General features: G+C 62.5%; 14 protein-coding genes. 6 read left to right on the forward strand and 8 right to left on the reverse strand.

All coding sequences use genetic code 11. The annotated features are described in order from the left end of the window. Window positions 1–701, forward strand: a 701-nt coding sequence (locus VKM35_RS04125) for a lyase family protein (RefSeq protein WP_324318649.1), incomplete at its 5' end; no start/stop codon positions are given. Between the two features lie 237 nt (window positions 702–938). On the opposite strand, the gene VKM35_RS04130 is transcribed toward VKM35_RS04125, so the two are convergent. The 4 genes from VKM35_RS04130 to VKM35_RS04145 are packed head-to-tail and all read right to left on the reverse strand — an operon-like array spanning window position 939 to window position 3,359. Next, on the reverse strand, window positions 939–1,898 hold the full coding sequence (locus tag VKM35_RS04130) for an ABC transporter permease (RefSeq protein ID WP_324318651.1): 960 nt from the start codon (window positions 1,896–1,898) through the stop codon (window positions 939–941). Further along, window positions 1,895–2,752, reverse strand: a complete 858-nt coding sequence (locus tag VKM35_RS04135) for an ABC transporter ATP-binding protein (protein WP_324318653.1) — start codon at window positions 2,750–2,752, stop codon at window positions 1,895–1,897. The genes VKM35_RS04130 and VKM35_RS04135 overlap by 4 nt, the downstream gene beginning before the upstream one ends. Further along, complete coding sequence (locus VKM35_RS04140) at window positions 2,749–3,117, reverse strand: GntR family transcriptional regulator (RefSeq protein WP_324318656.1); 369 nt, start codon at window positions 3,115–3,117, stop codon at window positions 2,749–2,751. The genes VKM35_RS04135 and VKM35_RS04140 overlap by 4 nt, the downstream gene beginning before the upstream one ends. Window positions 3,118–3,119: 2 nt before the next feature. Continuing rightward, window positions 3,120–3,359, reverse strand: coding sequence for a hypothetical protein (locus tag VKM35_RS04145; protein WP_324318658.1), 240 nt, complete (start codon window positions 3,357–3,359; stop codon window positions 3,120–3,122). A 143-nt stretch (window positions 3,360–3,502) separates the two neighbouring features. On the opposite strand from VKM35_RS04145, the gene VKM35_RS04150 reads away from it, so the two are divergent. The 5 genes from VKM35_RS04150 (at window position 3,503) to VKM35_RS04170 (ending at window position 7,482) form a co-directional block, all read left to right on the forward strand. Further along, window positions 3,503–4,060: a glutathione peroxidase gene (locus VKM35_RS04150; protein ID WP_414636548.1), complete on the forward strand. Its 558-nt coding sequence runs from the start codon at window positions 3,503–3,505 to the stop codon at window positions 4,058–4,060. Between the two features lie 146 nt (window positions 4,061–4,206). Next, entirely contained in the window at window positions 4,207–4,959 is a 753-nt protein-coding gene (locus VKM35_RS04155) for an FKBP-type peptidyl-prolyl cis-trans isomerase (RefSeq protein ID WP_324318660.1), read from the forward strand. 63 nt (window positions 4,960–5,022) lie between these two features. After that, window positions 5,023–6,366: a UDP-glucose/GDP-mannose dehydrogenase family protein gene (locus VKM35_RS04160; protein WP_324318662.1), complete on the forward strand. Its 1,344-nt coding sequence runs from the start codon at window positions 5,023–5,025 to the stop codon at window positions 6,364–6,366. A 3-nt stretch (window positions 6,367–6,369) separates the two neighbouring features. Further along, window positions 6,370–6,624 carry a SlyX family protein gene (locus VKM35_RS04165; protein ID WP_324318664.1) on the forward strand — a complete coding sequence of 85 codons (255 nt, stop codon included), beginning with the start codon at window positions 6,370–6,372 and terminating at the stop codon, window positions 6,622–6,624. A gap of 117 nt (window positions 6,625–6,741) precedes the next feature. Then, a complete protein-coding gene (locus VKM35_RS04170; RefSeq protein WP_324318666.1) occupies window positions 6,742–7,482 on the forward strand; it encodes a DUF2058 domain-containing protein in 741 nt (246 codons plus the stop codon). A 68-nt stretch (window positions 7,483–7,550) separates the two neighbouring features. Here the strand turns inward: VKM35_RS04170 and VKM35_RS04175 are convergent, their stop codons facing one another. The 4 genes from VKM35_RS04175 to VKM35_RS04190 form a co-directional block, all read right to left on the reverse strand. Next, on the reverse strand, window positions 7,551–8,600 hold the full coding sequence (locus VKM35_RS04175) for an acyltransferase (protein WP_324318669.1): 1,050 nt from the start codon (window positions 8,598–8,600) through the stop codon (window positions 7,551–7,553). A 21-nt stretch (window positions 8,601–8,621) separates the two neighbouring features. Further along, complete coding sequence (locus VKM35_RS04180; RefSeq protein WP_324318671.1) at window positions 8,622–9,362, reverse strand: hypothetical protein; 741 nt, start codon at window positions 9,360–9,362, stop codon at window positions 8,622–8,624. Then, window positions 9,359–13,174 (reverse strand): methionine synthase, encoded by a 3,816-nt coding sequence (gene metH, locus VKM35_RS04185; RefSeq protein ID WP_414636550.1) that lies wholly within the window; start codon window positions 13,172–13,174, stop codon window positions 9,359–9,361. The genes VKM35_RS04180 and metH overlap by 4 nt, the downstream gene beginning before the upstream one ends. A 233-nt stretch (window positions 13,175–13,407) precedes the next feature. Beyond that, the gene (locus VKM35_RS04190; RefSeq protein WP_324318673.1) at window positions 13,408–14,337 is read right to left on the reverse strand and encodes a metalloregulator ArsR/SmtB family transcription factor; all 930 of its coding nucleotides are present in this window, start codon (window positions 14,335–14,337) and stop codon (window positions 13,408–13,410) included. Between the last annotated feature and the right edge of the window lie 10 nt (window positions 14,338–14,347).

Genomic DNA, 14,347 nt, shown 5'->3' on the forward strand with positions numbered 1-14,347 from the left:
ATCCGCGTTTCGGAAAACGGGCGATTGCGCAACTGCGCGAGCGTACTGGTGTGAAATTTTCCCAGGCGACGAACCTGTTTGAAGGCATTGCTTCCCAGGACGCAGCGGTGGAGTTTTCCGGGCAGCTCAACACGCTTGCCGTGGCCTTGAACAAGCTCGCCAACGACCTGCGCTGGATGAATTCCGGGCCGCTGGCCGGGCTCGGTGAAATAGAATTGCCCACGCTGCAGCCGGGCAGTTCGATCATGCCCGGCAAGGTCAACCCGGTGATTCCGGAAGCGATGGCCATGGTCTGCGCGCAGGTGATCGGCAACCACGCGACCATTACCTTTGCCGGCGCCAGCGGCAATTTCCAGCTCAACGTGATGCTGCCGGTGATCGCGCACAATTTGCTGCAATCGCTGGAACTGCTGGCGAATACCTCACGCCTGCTCGCCGACAAGGCGATCGCCGGCTTCACCGTGCGCCACGACCGCATCGACGAAGCATTGGCGCGCAATCCGATCCTGGTGACGGCGTTGAATCCGGTTATCGGCTACGAAGCGGCAGCGGCAATCGCCAAACGTGCGTACAAGGAAAAGCGACCGGTGATCGACGTCGCCCAAGAGATGACCTCATTGTCCGAAGGTCAGTTGCGGAAATTGCTTGATCCGAAGGCGCTGACGAAGGGCGGGATCGGATCGGGGACGGGCAGTGGTTAAAGCCCGCCGCTCGTAGGAGCGACGCAAGTCGCGACCGGTCTTCGGCGTGGTGTGGCAGACTTGTCGCGACTTGCGTCGCTCCTACGGAGTTGCTGAGGAAAACGCCCCGCATTGCGGGGCGTTCTTTGTTTCCGGGCGAGCAACCGTCCCTGGGGGAGGGCGCCAGGCCGCGCTCCCGGCGCGGCCCTGATCGGGATTGCGAGCTGCCATTCATGGCAGCTCGCGAGCTATTCCCGATCAGCCCTCGTCCCGGAAGCGGCGGAGGCGGATGGCGACGACGATCATCGCGATGCCCACCACTGCGCCGATCCAGATTTGCGGCGTGGCCATCACGTGCCAGGCGGCGACCATCGGCGAGCCGTGGTCCAGCGAATCGGCCGAGATCTTGCTTGGATCCTCGAGCAGGAAAGACCACGAGCCCGGCAGAACACTGAGCAGCAAGCGGCCAATGACGCTCTGCCAGAGGAATTGCAGGTTCCAGTTCATGCTCAGCATCGCGTTCGCCCAGCTCAGCAGGCCGCCGCTGACCAGGGGTACGCCCACTGCCCAGAGGAAGGGCTTGGTGCGCGCCCAGGCCGAGACCATCAGCAACCAGCCCGCAGTCGGCAATGCCCAGAGAATGTAGACGGGCAGAGATGCCAGGAACTCCAGCGGCAAGGTGTAGGTGTGCGAATTGCTCAGAACCGGACCGAAAAGGTTGACTCCGCCGACCAGCAGGCAGGCGCACATCAACACGGTCAACACGAAGCCGACGATGGTCGCGATTCCGAGGCTCAGCAGCGGGGCCACCACCAGCGCAGTCGCGAGTTTGGACAGCACCGTGGCGGTGTCCGACACCGGCAGCGATTTCCAGAACAGCACGCTGCGGTTGCTGCGATCATCAAACAGAGCACCGAGGTAATAGAAGAACACCACGAAGCTCATCACCGCCAGCAGCGGAATGGCGCTGCCGACGAACACCGTGCTCAACCCGTCTGCGACCTGGATCCGATCCGCAGGAGAAATCATCTCGGCCAGGCTGTGCATCTGCACGCCGTTGACGGTGAAATCGCCATGCATCTTGCCGCTACCGAGCGCAATCACGAAGGTGACAAGCATCATCGCCATCATCAGCACGCCGATTACCGTCGGTGCCCAGAACAGCCCGCCCTTGTGTTCCCAATATTCGCGCTTCATCAACCATTTGAAGGTGTTCATGCGTAGGTTCCTTTCATCTTGGCGACGAACAGGTCGGCGATGCCGACGTTGCGGGTCTCGCCCAAAGTCGCGAGTTGTGCGCGGGGCACGCCATCGAACAGCATCACCGATTTGCCGAATACCTGGCGTTCGTCGATCGGGTTGAGTGCGCGCGCGGCGTCGGCCTTGTCGGCGTTCACCATCACCTCGGCGAAACGCTCGCCGACTTCGTCCATCGAGGCCGACAGGATGATCTTGCCGTCCTGGATGAACATCAGGTCGCTGAGGATGTGTTCGATCTCCTCGACCTGGTGGGTGGTGACGATGATGGTCTTGTCCTCGTCGAAATAATCCTCGAGCAGGTTCTGGTAGAACTGCTTGCGGAACATGATGTCCAGGCCCAGCGTCGGTTCGTCGAGCACCAGCAGCTTGGCGTCGATAGCCATGACCAGGGCGAGGTGCAATTGCACGATCATGCCCTTGGACATTTCCTTGACCTTCATGCCCGGCTTGAGTTTGGTGTGCGCGAGGTAGCGTTCGGCCTTGGCGCGATCGAATTTTGGATGCACGCCGGCGACGAAATCGACGGCGTCCTTGACCTTCAGCCAGCGCGGCAGGATGGCGACGTCGGCGATGAAGCAGACCTGCTGCATCAGTTCGTCGCGCTGCGTGCTCGGGTCGAAGCCGAGGACTTTCAGTTCGCCTTCGAACGGCGCCAGGCCAAGGATGGCCTTGAGCGCGGTGGTCTTGCCGGAACCGTTCGGGCCGATCAGACCGATGATGCGGCCGGCGGGAATTTCGAAGCTGACGTTGTCGACGGCGACCTGCTTGCCGTAACGCTTGGTCAGGCCTTTGGCGGAGATGACGCTGTTCATTTGCCACCCCCGTTGCTGGCCGCGCTGAGCAGCTGGTCGATGTTCAGGCCAAGTTGGCGGATGCGTTCCACCATCGCCGGCCATTCATCGCTGAGAAAACGCTCGCGTTCGCTGGCCAGCAGCTTTTCGGGCGCTCCGTCGGTTACGTACATGCCAAGTCCCCTTCTTTTTTCAACCAAGGCGTCGTCAACCAGCTCCTGATAGGCGCGGGAAACGGTAATCGGATTGAGCTGGTACTCGGCGGCAATCTGCCGGACCGAGGGCAGGGCGTCGCCGGGTTTCAGCGCGCCATCCAGCATCATGCCCACCACCCGCTCCTTGAGCTGGCGGTAGATCGGTGAGTTGTCGTTCCAGGCAATGCTCATGCTCAGGACTCCCGCTTCGGCAGGATTGGCGCAAACGAGAAGTAGGGCATGACCATCTGCCGCTTCGCGCCCTGGCTGTGCCTGCGCACCAGGATTTCGTCGGCCTGGGCATTGATACCCGGCGACGACAGGTTGAAGCTGGCGATCTCGGCCTGCGGCGGCTTGCCGACCGTGTAGCTCACGGCCAACATGGACATCGCCACGGTCAGGCCTGCCAGTGTGTTTTTGATCTTGTAGTACATGGCGCCTCCCGGCTGGTGAGGTGATTCAGTGGTGTTGTAGGCAACTATAACACTATCGAAATCGATGTCAACACCTTCTGCACAGTTTTGGTACCAAACTGATGGCACATATCCGGGCAACGGCCCGAACAAGGCGCAAGACCATGAAAAAATTGATGTTTCTCGCCATTTCAGCAGTTCTCGCGGCGGCTCCGGTGTTCGCCGACAAGGCTCTGCTGGACCAGAACTACCGCCGCCTTGCCGGAAAAGAGGTGGTCAACCTGCAATCGGCCTATGCCGGCCAGGTGCTGCTGGTGGTCAATACCGCCAGCAAATGCGGTTTCACCCCGCAATACGAAGCGCTGGAAGCCATGCACGCGAAGTACAAGGACCAGGGATTTGCGGTGCTCGGATTTCCGTCCAACGATTTCCTCGGCCAGGAGCCGGGCACGGAAAAACAGATCCAGGATTTCTGCACGCTCACTTACGGCGTCAAATTCCCGATGTTCGAAAAAGTGCATGTGAAAGGCAGTGACGCCACACCTTTCTACAAGGACCTCAAGGCAGCGACAGGCGAGGCTCCGGCGTGGAATTTCCACAAGTATCTGATCGATCGCAATGGCAAGGTCGTCGCCAGTTACGGCAGCCGCACCAAGCCTGATGATCCGGTGCTGGTCGCGAAACTGCAGGCCTTGCTCGCCGAACCGAGGCCGGCGCACTGATCGTCACGGCGGTGTCCGCGTGGTGACGGACATGACCGTCATCGCTTGAAATCCCCGCCGCCCAATCCAAGATTGCCGCAGCGCCCCGCTGCCGTGACAATAGCCGCCGTTGCCGGATGCACCGGCTTCCTCCAGGAGTTCCACTGATGAATCCGGTTTTCCGTTCTGCCGTCCTCGTGACGGCGATCGCTACCAGCCTCACTGCTTTCGCCCAGACGCCTGCTGCCAAGCCGCAGGCCGCCAAACCCGCTGCCGCCAAGCCCGCAGCGGCCAAGCCTGCCAGCACCTTGAGCGAGCGTCAGAAAGTCAGCGTCATGATCGGCATGGAAGTCGCGAAGTCACTGCAGCCGATCCGCGATGAAGTCGATCCGGCCATCGTGATCCAGGCGATGCAGGCCACTCTCGCTGGTCGCCCGACCGGTCTGACCGATGCCCAGGCCGCGCAGGTCCAGGCCGAGTTCGGCCAGAGAATGCAGGGCAAGATGGCTGCCAAGGCTGCTGCCGAAGGCCAGAAGAATCTCGACGAAGGCAATCGTTTCCTCGCCGCCAACAAGAGCAAGCCCGGCGTGCACACCACCGCCAGCGGCCTGCAATACCAAGTGCTGCGTGCCGGTGCGGGTCCGTCGCCCAAGGCCACCGACACGGTGCGCGTGAACTACGTCGGCACGCTGCTCAACGGCACCAAGTTCGACAGCTCCTACGATCACGGCCAGCCGGCCGAATTCGCGCTCAACCAGGTCATCCCGGGTTGGCAGGAAGGCGTGGCGCTGATGGCGGTAGGCAGCAAGTACCGGCTGTGGGTGCCGGCGAAGCTCGGCTACGGCCAGAGCGGTCCGCCGCCGATCGGTCCGAATTCGACGCTGGTGTTCGAAGTCGAGCTGCTCAACATCGCCAAGTAAGCAAGTCATCGGCAAAGGGCGGCGCACTCCGCCGCCCTCAACCCGCATCGTCGTGGAGTCAGCATGCGCGTCACCGTTTTCGGTACCGGCTATGTGGGATTGGTTACGGGCACTTGCCTGGCTGAAGTCGGCCATCAGGTGATTTGTGTGGATATCGACCAGGCGAAGGTCGAAGGTCTCAATCGCGGTGTGATTCCGATCTACGAACCGGGTCTGGAAGACATGGTGCTGGCCAATCACGGCGCCGGCCGCATCGCTTTCAGCACTGATGCCGCCAGTGCGATCGCGCACGGCGAAATAATCTTCATCGCCGTCGGCACGCCGCCCGACGAAGACGGCAGCGCCGATCTCCAATACGTTCTCAATGTCGCGCGCACGATCGGCCAGAACCTCGGCCGCCGCGCGGTGATCGTCAACAAGTCCACCGTGCCGGTCGGAACCGCCGACAAGGTCCGCGCGACCATCGCCGCCGAGCTCGCCAAGCGCGACGCCGAGCACGCTTTCGAAGTGGTCTCAAATCCGGAATTCCTCAAGGAAGGCGACGCGGTCAAGGATTGCATGCGCCCCGACCGCATCGTCATCGGCACCAGCAATGCGCAGGCGCTGGAAGCGATGAAGCGCCTATACGCGCCGTTCAATCGCAACCACGAACGCATCGTGGCGATGGACGTGCGCTCGGCCGAACTCACCAAGTACGCGGCCAACGCGATGCTGGCGACCAAGATCAGTTTCATGAACGAGATGGCAAACATCGCCGAACGCGTCGGTGCGGATATCGAAATGGTCCGCCACGGCATCGGTTCCGATCCGCGTATCGGCTATTCCTTCATCTATCCGGGCGCCGGCTACGGCGGCTCGTGCTTCCCCAAGGACGTGCAGGCGCTTGAACGCACCGCGCGCCAGCACGGTTATCACGCGCAGATTCTCGAAGCCGTGGAATCGGTCAACGACCGCCAGAAATTCAAGCTGTCGGAATTGATCGAGCGGCATTTCACCGGCGAAATCCGCGGTCGCACCTTCGCGATCTGGGGCCTCGCGTTCAAACCCAATACCGACGACATGCGCGAAGCCTCCAGCCGCACCCTGCTCGCGCAGTTGTGGGCAGCCGGTGCGAATGTGCGCGTCTATGATCCCGAAGCGATGGATGAGGCGCGACGCGTCTTCGGCGAACGCGCGGATCTGGTCTATTGCGATTCGCCAGCGTCTGCACTGACCGGTGCCGATGCGCTGGTCGTGGTCACAGAGTGGAAGACGTTCTGGAACGCCGACTTCGACAAACTGAAAGCGGCGTTGAAGCATCCGGTAGTATTCGATGGCCGCAATATCTACGACCCCGTGGAAGTGGAGGCAGCCGGCCTGGCGTATTACGGCATCGGTCGCGGCCGCACGATCGCGGCGAAGTCCTGAGCCATGCCCATCCCCGACCCCAACCTGGAATTCCAGTTCGACCGCCGTTTCGCGGAACTGGAAACGCGCGTCGCTTTCCAGGAACACACGCTCTCCGAAATGAGCGATGCCCTCGCCGAATCGCGTGCGGAAAATGGCCGTACGCAACACCTTCTGCAGCGTGCGCTCGAAGATCTCAAGCAATTGCGCGCCTTGCTTTATTCGGACGGCCCGAGCGGTGGCGAACCCGGCATCGAACCGCCGCCACCGCATTATTGATGCTCTCCTACGCTGCGATCGATGCACCGCGTTGATGCCGCGCTCCCGGAACAAGCTGCGATGCGGCAGTTCCTGTCAAAATCCCTTCCCCAACGCTGATCCGGCCCGCGACGAAACATGAGCAATTCTCTCAAAGACCAACTGCTGGGCCTGGGCTACAAGGCCGCGCCGCCGCCGGAGCGCAAACCTGAGGTTCGCGATGGAACGACCGGTCGTCGTGATGCCAGTCAGCGCGATTCGAATCGACGCGATTCAAAACAACACGACCCCAAGCAGCGCGATACGCGCAAACCAGACGCGCGCAACCGATCCGATGCTCGTCCCGCTTCCGCCCGGCCTGGCAGCAAGCCCGCCGATGCTGCTCGTCCGCGTGACGCTTCGCGGCCATCGTCGGCGCGCGGACCGAGGCCTTCGGCGCCCCGTCGTGACCAGGCCGAAATCGATCTTGGCAAGGCCTATGCGATCCGCGCGCAGAAAGAAAAGGACGAGCGCATCGAAGCCGAGCGCCTGAAACAGGAAGAAGCGAAGCAGCGGCGCGAAGCCAAGGCAAAACTCGCCGAATTGCTCGCCGGCAAGGCGTTGAACGACCCGGCCGCGGAAATCGTCCGGCACTTCGAATACGGCGGCAAGATCAAGCGCGTCTACGTCAACGCCGAGCAGCTCAAGGCGCTCAACGTCGGCGAGCTGGGCGTGGTGCAGGACGGCGGTCGCTATCTGATCGTCAGCGCTGCGGTATTGGCGGAGGCGGAAACGATTTTCGCGCAGGCCGTCGCGTTGAAAGTCGACCCGAACGCGCCGGCCACCGACGACCCCTACAGCGACCCTGCCTATCAGGTGCCCGACGATCTCGTCTGGTAGTCAGTCGCGCAGGAGCGGTCATGACCGCGATAGCTCTTGCCGCATTCCGTATCGCGAAAAAATCGCGGTCATGACTGTCCCTGCGCTGCGGATTTTCGCGGCCAGTTCTTCAAGCGCAGCGCCGGTGCCTCCAACCCATGCCAGGACGCCATCGCCAACAGCAACACGGTCGGCGCAGCGATGGCGAACATCGCCAGTGGTGTGATGCCCGGCCACAGTGCCGCGATCGCCTGCTGCACCGGGAAGGCGTAAAGAAATACGCCGTAGGAATAATCACGACCCTTTGGCCAGGGCAGGGCGGGCAGGGCGTAGGCGATCCAGAAGCTCGCGTACAACACGGCCACTGTCACCAGCGCGAAAAACATGCCGGTGTTGCGCAGCAAGGCGGCACTCGCCACCAGCGCCGCCATCAGCAGATGCGATACCGGTACGCGATCGCGCCATTGCGCACACAGTCCCGCGGCGACGAAAATCAGCGACAACGCACGAAAAGACTTGTCGTCAGGCGGGCCTGCCCAGGTCGCCCAGGCTCCATGCAGCAGCAGGGCCGCAACGACCAGCGTGAACGCCCAGCGCCGCTGCACCAGGGTGAGCGCAGTCAGCACACCAAGGTAGACATACCAGCGTACTTCCAGTCCCAGCGACCAGATCGAACCGTTGACCACATCCGGGTAGGGGTTGTGCTTGAAGACGCCAGGCAGCACCCAGACGAAACTGGCCGGCAGGATATTGCCGCCGATGTAATGCCAAGTGCCCGGATCGCGAAAATAATCCGACAGCGGTAGCGTCGTGAAGATCGGCCCGAGAATCAGCGCGCACACCAGCAAACAAACCCAGTAAGCCGGAAACACGCGCAACAGGCGATTGCGGACATAGCGCCAGAGGCCCGGCTGCCTGATCAGGCTCAGCGTGACCAGGTAGCCGCTGATCGCAAAAAAGAAAAACACCGCCAGGCTGCCGCCGTAGAAACCGGGAAGCAATCGCGCGATGAAGTCGCTGTCGTTGTACGGCATCGTCAACGCATAGCAATGTCCGAACAGCACGCCGCAGGCGGCGAGCAGTCGCAGCGGCAGGTAATTGTCGGCGCCGCGCTGCGCGCAGTCCCCGAGGCTGGTCATCGCCGCGCCAGCCGGCCGACGTCAGGCCGAGGCATCGTCAAGCATCTTGCCAATAGATTTGCGGATCCGGCGCAGCGACGAATGTCCGGGTTCGCGGATCAGCACGTAGGCCGTGTGCGGATGCCGCGTCGCGGAGATGTCGTGCGGCGTCATATTCTTGTGATCGACGCCTTCGACGAACTCGATGCCAACGGTGGCGTAGCAATGCTGCACCATCGCCGAGCAATACAACGCGCCTTCGCTTTCCAGAAGGTTGCGACGTCGGCGCAGGCTGGGCTGCTGCATCGACAGCAAGGTGCCCAGCAATTCGCGCAGCGAATAATGCGACAGGCCCGAGAGCAGGTTCAGCGCTTCGGTGAGCACTGCACGCGTCTGTGTATCGTCGAGGCCAAAGTCCAGGATCGCGAGGTTCGGAAAAGTTTCGGCATCGTGATAGCGCGCGGCGCGATTTTCCTGAACGCCGAGACGAATCTGCTTGTGGCGGATGTCGAGGTCGGACTCGAGCACCCAGTGCTGATCGTCGATGCGCTTGCCACTGAACAGGAAAGCATGCGACCACGGGCTGCGATGGCCTTCCGGGGTGACGTGGTACTGCAGCTTGCGGATCGACTTGTTGATGAAATCAACACCGCCGCAGAGTCCGACGCGGCCAGCGCCGGCATGACGCTCGATGAACTCGGCATTGCTGATGCCGGTGACCACGACGATGCGCGGCGCCTGGGCGATCGGTGTGCCGGCGACAGAAATTTCTGCGGAACTCATTCGGGGTCGTAGTCCAGGTTGGAGGCCAGCCAGCGTTCGGCCTGCGCCAGGCTTACGCCCTTGCGCTTGGCGTAGTCGACGACCTGCTCGCGCGAAAGTCGGCCGACCACGAAATACTGGCTCTGCGGGTGCGAGAAGTACAGCCCGCTGACTGCGGACGCCGGGTACATCGCGAAGTTCTCGGTCAATTGCAGCCCGATCGCGTTGCCGGCATCGAGTAGCGCGAAAATCGTCGCCTTCTCGCTGTGTTCGGGGCAGGCGGGATAACCGGGGGCGGGACGGATGCCGCGATATTTTTCCGCGATCAGATCCTCGTTGGCCAGCATCTCGTCTGGCGCGTAAGCCCAGAGGCGTTCGCGCACTTCCCGATGCAGCCATTCCGCGCAGGCCTCGGCGAAGCGATCGGCCAGAGATTTGAGCAGGATCGCGTTGTAGTCGTCGAACGCCGCCTCGAAGGCGGCGACATGCGGGTCGATGCCGATACCGGCATTGACCGCGAACGCACCGACCCAATCCTGCTTGCCGCTGTCCGCAGGCGCGATGAAATCGGCGAGACAGAAGTTCGGGCGGTCGTCGGGTTTTTCGGCCTGCTGGCGCAGGCAGTGCAGGGTGGTTGTTTCTGCTGTAGGAGCGATGGCAATCGCGACATCGTTTTCTGTGGTCGCGATTGCCATCGCTCCTACAGACGAAAGATGAATATCGTCGCCCAGCGAATTCGCCGGCCACAGCCCGCACACCGCCTTTGCGGTCAGCCACTTTTCCTTGATGATTTGATCGAGCATCTTGTTGGCGTCGGCGAACAATTCCCGGCACTGCTTGCCAACGATGGCGTCGTCGAGGATCTGCGGATAGCGGCCCGACAGTTCCCAGGTCTGGAAGAATGGCGTCCAGTCGAACAGCGCGCGCAGCTCCGTCAGCGGCACGTCGTCGAACACGGTGACGCCAGGCTTGACGGGCGTTGGTGGCCGATAGTCGGCCCAGTCGCCCTTGAATTTCTTGCTGCGCGCACGATCAATCGACATCAGCGGTTTGGCGTCGCCGCGGTTGGCGTGGCGCGAGCGCACTTCGGCGTAGTCGGCAGCGATTCCCTCCACGAAGGGCGTGCGCAGCACGTCGGAAATCAGCGACTGCACCACGCCAACGGCGCGCGAGGCGTCCTTCACCCAGACCACGGGCTCGGCGTAATGCGGCGCGATTTTCAGCGCCGTGTGCGCGCGCGAGGTGGTTGCGCCGCCGATCAGCAACGGCAGGTTCAAGCCCTGGCGTTTCATTTCTTTCGCGACGTGGCTCATTTCCTCCAGCGAGGGCGTGATCAGGCCGGACAGGCCGATCACATCGACTTTTTCCTCGCGGGCGCGATCGAGGATCGTCTGCGTCGGCACCATCACACCGAGGTCGACGACTTCGAAGTTGTTGCAGGCCAGGACCACGCCGACGATGTTCTTGCCGATGTCGTGCACGTCGCCTTTGACCGTCGCCATCAGGATCTTCGCCTTGGGCTTGCCGGCGTTGCCCGAGCGGATTTTTTCCGCCTCGATGAACGGAATGAGGTGGGCAACTGCTTTTTTCATGACGCGCGCGGACTTCACCACTTGCGGCAGGAACATCTTGCCCGCACCGAACAGATCGCCGACGACATTCATGCCGGCCATCAAAGGCCCTTCGATGACCTCCAGCGGTTTGTCGGCATCGAGCCGGGCCTGCTCGGTGTCTTCCTCGACAAACTTGTCGATGCCATGCACCAGCGCGTGCTTGAGCCGCTCGATGACGCTCTTGGTGCGCCAGGCCAGGTCCTCGCCCTTGATCTCGCCTTTTTTCGATTTGTGCTTTTCGGCCTCGGTGAGCAAGCGCTCGGTGGCGTCGGCATCGCGGTTCATCACCACGTCCTCGACCGCCTCGCGCAACGCCGGATCGAGATCGTCGTAGATCGGCATGCCACCGGCGTTGACGATGCCCATGTCCATGCCGGCGCGGATCGCGTGGTAGAGGAATACCGCGTGGATCGCCTCGCGCACGGCGTTGTTGCCGCGGAAACTGAAACTGACATTGGAGACGCCGCCGGAGATATGGCTCAGCGGAAAGCGGCGCTTGAGCTCGGCGGCGGCCTCGATGAAGGCGACGGCGTAGCCGTTGTGCTCCTCGATGCCGGTGGCGATGGCGAAGATGTTCGGGTCGAAGATGATGTCTTCCGGCAGCAGGCCGGCTTCCTCGGTCAGCAACTGGTAAGCACGCGAGCAGATCTCGACCTTGCGCTCGTAGGTATCGGCCTGGCCGGTTTCATCGAAGGCCATCACCACCACGGCCGCGCCGTAGCGACGGACCTTGCGGGCATGGTCGATAAAAGCTTTTTCGCCTTCCTTCATCGAAATCGAGTTGACGATCGCTTTGCCCTGCACGCATTTCAGGCCGGCTTCGATCACGCTCCACTTCGAGGAGTCGATCATCACCGGCACGCGGGAAATGTCCGGTTCGGCGGCGATGAGTTTGAGGAAACGCGGCATTGCCGCGTCGGCATCGAGCATGCCCTCGTCCATGTTGATGTCGATCACCTGCGCGCCGCTTTCGACCTGCTGGCGCGCGACGGTCAGCGCCTCGTCGTAGCGGTTTTCCAGGATCAGTTTCTTGAACTGCGCCGAGCCGGTGACGTTGGTGCGCTCGCCGACGTTGACGAAATTCGTCTCCGGCGTGATCACGAACGGCTCCAGGCCGGACAGGCGCGTGTATGGCGCGATCACCGGCAGCACACGCGGCGGCAGTCCGGCGACGGCGTCGCTGATCGCCTTGATATGCGCCGGCGTGGTGCCGCAGCAGCCACCGACGATATTGAGCAGCCCGGCTTCGGCGAACCCGCGCAGCACGTGCGCCATTTCTTCCGGGCCTTCGTCGTAGCCGCCGAAGGCATTCGGCAGGCCGGCGTTGGGATGCGCGCTGACGTAGGTGTCGGCGACCTGCGCGAGCATGTCGACGTGTGCGCGCAGATCCTTCGCGCCCAGCGCGCAGTTAAGGCCGATCGACAGCGGGCGTGCGTGCCGCATCGAATACCAGAACGCTTCCGCGGTCTGGCCCGATAGCGTGCGGCCGGAGAGGTCGGTGATCGTGCCGGAAATCAGGATGGGCACGCGCACGCCGAGTTCCTCGAACAACACTTCCAGCGCGAACAGCGCCGCCTTGGCATTGAGCGTGTCGAAGATGGTCTCGACCATGATCGTGTCGCTGCCGCCTTCGATCAGGGCGCGTGCGGCTTCGATGTAGTTGTCGCGCAACTCGTCGAAACTGGTGTTGCGAAAGCCCGGGTCGTTGACGTCCGGACTGATCGAGGCCGTCCGCGAGGTCGGCCCGAGCACGCCGACGACGAAACGCGGCTTGGCCGGATCACGCGCTTCGATCTCGTCGCAACATTCGCGCGCCAATCGCGCGGCGTCGCGATTGAGCTCGGGAACGAGGTGTTCGAGCTTGTAATCGGCCTGGGACACGCGGGTCGAATTGAAGGTATTGGTCTCGATCAGGTCGGCGCCGGCTTCGAGATAGCCGCGATGGATGTCGGCAATGATCCGCGGCTGGGTCAGCGTCAGCAGATCGTTGTTGCCTTTGAGGTCGCCGGCGCAGCCGCAACTGGGGCCGTGGTGATGGCCTTCGGAGAAGTGCATCCCATCCCAGCCCTCGGCAAAACGAGTACCGCGATAACCCGCCTCGTCCAGCTCGTGGCGCTGGATCATCGTGCCCATGGCGCCGTCGATAATCAGGATGCGCTCGGCCAGCGCTTTTTCCAGCAAGGCGACGCGGGCGGGGTTTTTCCAGGGCAACGATTTCAATGCTTTTCCTCTGCAGCGTACGGCGGTTTACTTTTTGCAAGAATCTGTTCGTTTCTTGTCGAGAAATCCTTCAATCCCGTCATCCCCGCGAAAGCGGGGATCCAGTGACTTCTCTCGAACAATTTCTGCGGGCATTCATCGCGAAAGACACTGGATCCCCGCCTTCGCGGGGATGACGTTCCTGTTTTTCAGCGGTCATGTGGGCAAAGGCTCTGGCTCCGATCAAAAAGAGCTCAGGCCTTGCGCGCCAGCAACGTCAGCACTTCAAAATGCGGCGGCCGCTTTTCGCGCGTCACCACTTCGCAGACCTGCACGGTCAGGCCGGCCTTCTCGGCGTATTTGCGCAATTCCTTTTCGCTGAAACCGAGGTTGACGTGGCCGTAGGGCGTCACCGCAGCCTTGTGCTCGTGCTTGGCCAGACAGGTGAGCAGCAGCTGGCCGTTCCGGCGCAGCACGCGCGCGGCTTCGGCGATCGCCAATGCGGGTTTCTCCGCGTAGGTCAGCGCATGCATCATCAGCACCAGGTCGAACTGCGGTTTGTCGAACGGCAGCTGCTGCATGTCGCCTTCACGGACCTCGACGTGATCGAGCTTGCGCAGGCGCTCGCTGGCGGCGAGCACAACCTTGCTGCTGGAATCGATGCAGATGTAGCGCTTGGCGTGCGGTGCCAGCAGTTCGGCGAGCACGCCGTCACCGGAGGCGACATCGAGCACGTCGCCGGGCGCGAGCATCGGCAGCGCGGCGCGCGCCAGCGCCTCCCAGGTGCGGCCCGGCGAATAATGCCGTTCCATGTCGCCGGCGACCGAGTCGGCCCAGTTCTGGTCGGCCGAGCGCGAGGCCAGCACTTCCGTCAGGCGGTCGGCGTCCTGGCGCAGCAGCGGATCGTCGGTACCCGAACGCAGCGCGTCCCAGAGCGCGCGTTCGGCGGCCTCAAGATTGTCTTCGTTGAAGCGGTAATAGGCCGAGACGCCCGCACGGCGGTCGCGCACGAGGTCGGCTTCCTTGAGTTTGGCCAGATGCGTCGACACGCGGGGCTGGGCGAGCCGGGTAACCGCGGACAATTCGGCCACGGTCAGTTCCTCGCGTTCGAGCAGGGCGAGCAGGCGAACCCGGGTGGGGTCGGCGAGCACGCGCAGACAGGCGGACCAGGCGTCGAGATCCAAGGGTTTATCC

It is taken from the genome of Arenimonas sp. (assembly GCF_035312645.1).
Lineage (GTDB): Bacteria > Pseudomonadota > Gammaproteobacteria > Xanthomonadales > Xanthomonadaceae > Arenimonas.

Coding starts and splice junctions, on each gene's coding strand:
- VKM35_RS04140 (WP_324318656.1), bottom strand. CDS start 3,117: ATGAGCATTGCCTGGAACGACAACTCACCGATCTACCGCCAGCTCAAG.
- VKM35_RS04170 (WP_324318666.1), top strand. CDS start 6,742: ATGAGCAATTCTCTCAAAGACCAACTGCTGGGCCTGGGCTACAAGGCC.
- VKM35_RS04130 (WP_324318651.1), bottom strand. CDS start 1,898: ATGAACACCTTCAAATGGTTGATGAAGCGCGAATATTGGGAACACAAG.
- VKM35_RS04175 (WP_324318669.1), bottom strand. CDS start 8,600: ATGACCAGCCTCGGGGACTGCGCGCAGCGCGGCGCCGACAATTACCTG.
- VKM35_RS04145 (WP_324318658.1), bottom strand. CDS start 3,359: ATGTACTACAAGATCAAAAACACACTGGCAGGCCTGACCGTGGCGATG.
- VKM35_RS04155 (WP_324318660.1), top strand. CDS start 4,207: ATGAATCCGGTTTTCCGTTCTGCCGTCCTCGTGACGGCGATCGCTACC.
- VKM35_RS04180 (WP_324318671.1), bottom strand. CDS start 9,362: ATGAGTTCCGCAGAAATTTCTGTCGCCGGCACACCGATCGCCCAGGCG.
- VKM35_RS04150 (WP_414636548.1), top strand. CDS start 3,503: ATGAAAAAATTGATGTTTCTCGCCATTTCAGCAGTTCTCGCGGCGGCT.
- VKM35_RS04160 (WP_324318662.1), top strand. CDS start 5,023: ATGCGCGTCACCGTTTTCGGTACCGGCTATGTGGGATTGGTTACGGGC.
- VKM35_RS04135 (WP_324318653.1), bottom strand. CDS start 2,752: ATGAACAGCGTCATCTCCGCCAAAGGCCTGACCAAGCGTTACGGCAAG.
- VKM35_RS04165 (WP_324318664.1), top strand. CDS start 6,370: ATGCCCATCCCCGACCCCAACCTGGAATTCCAGTTCGACCGCCGTTTC.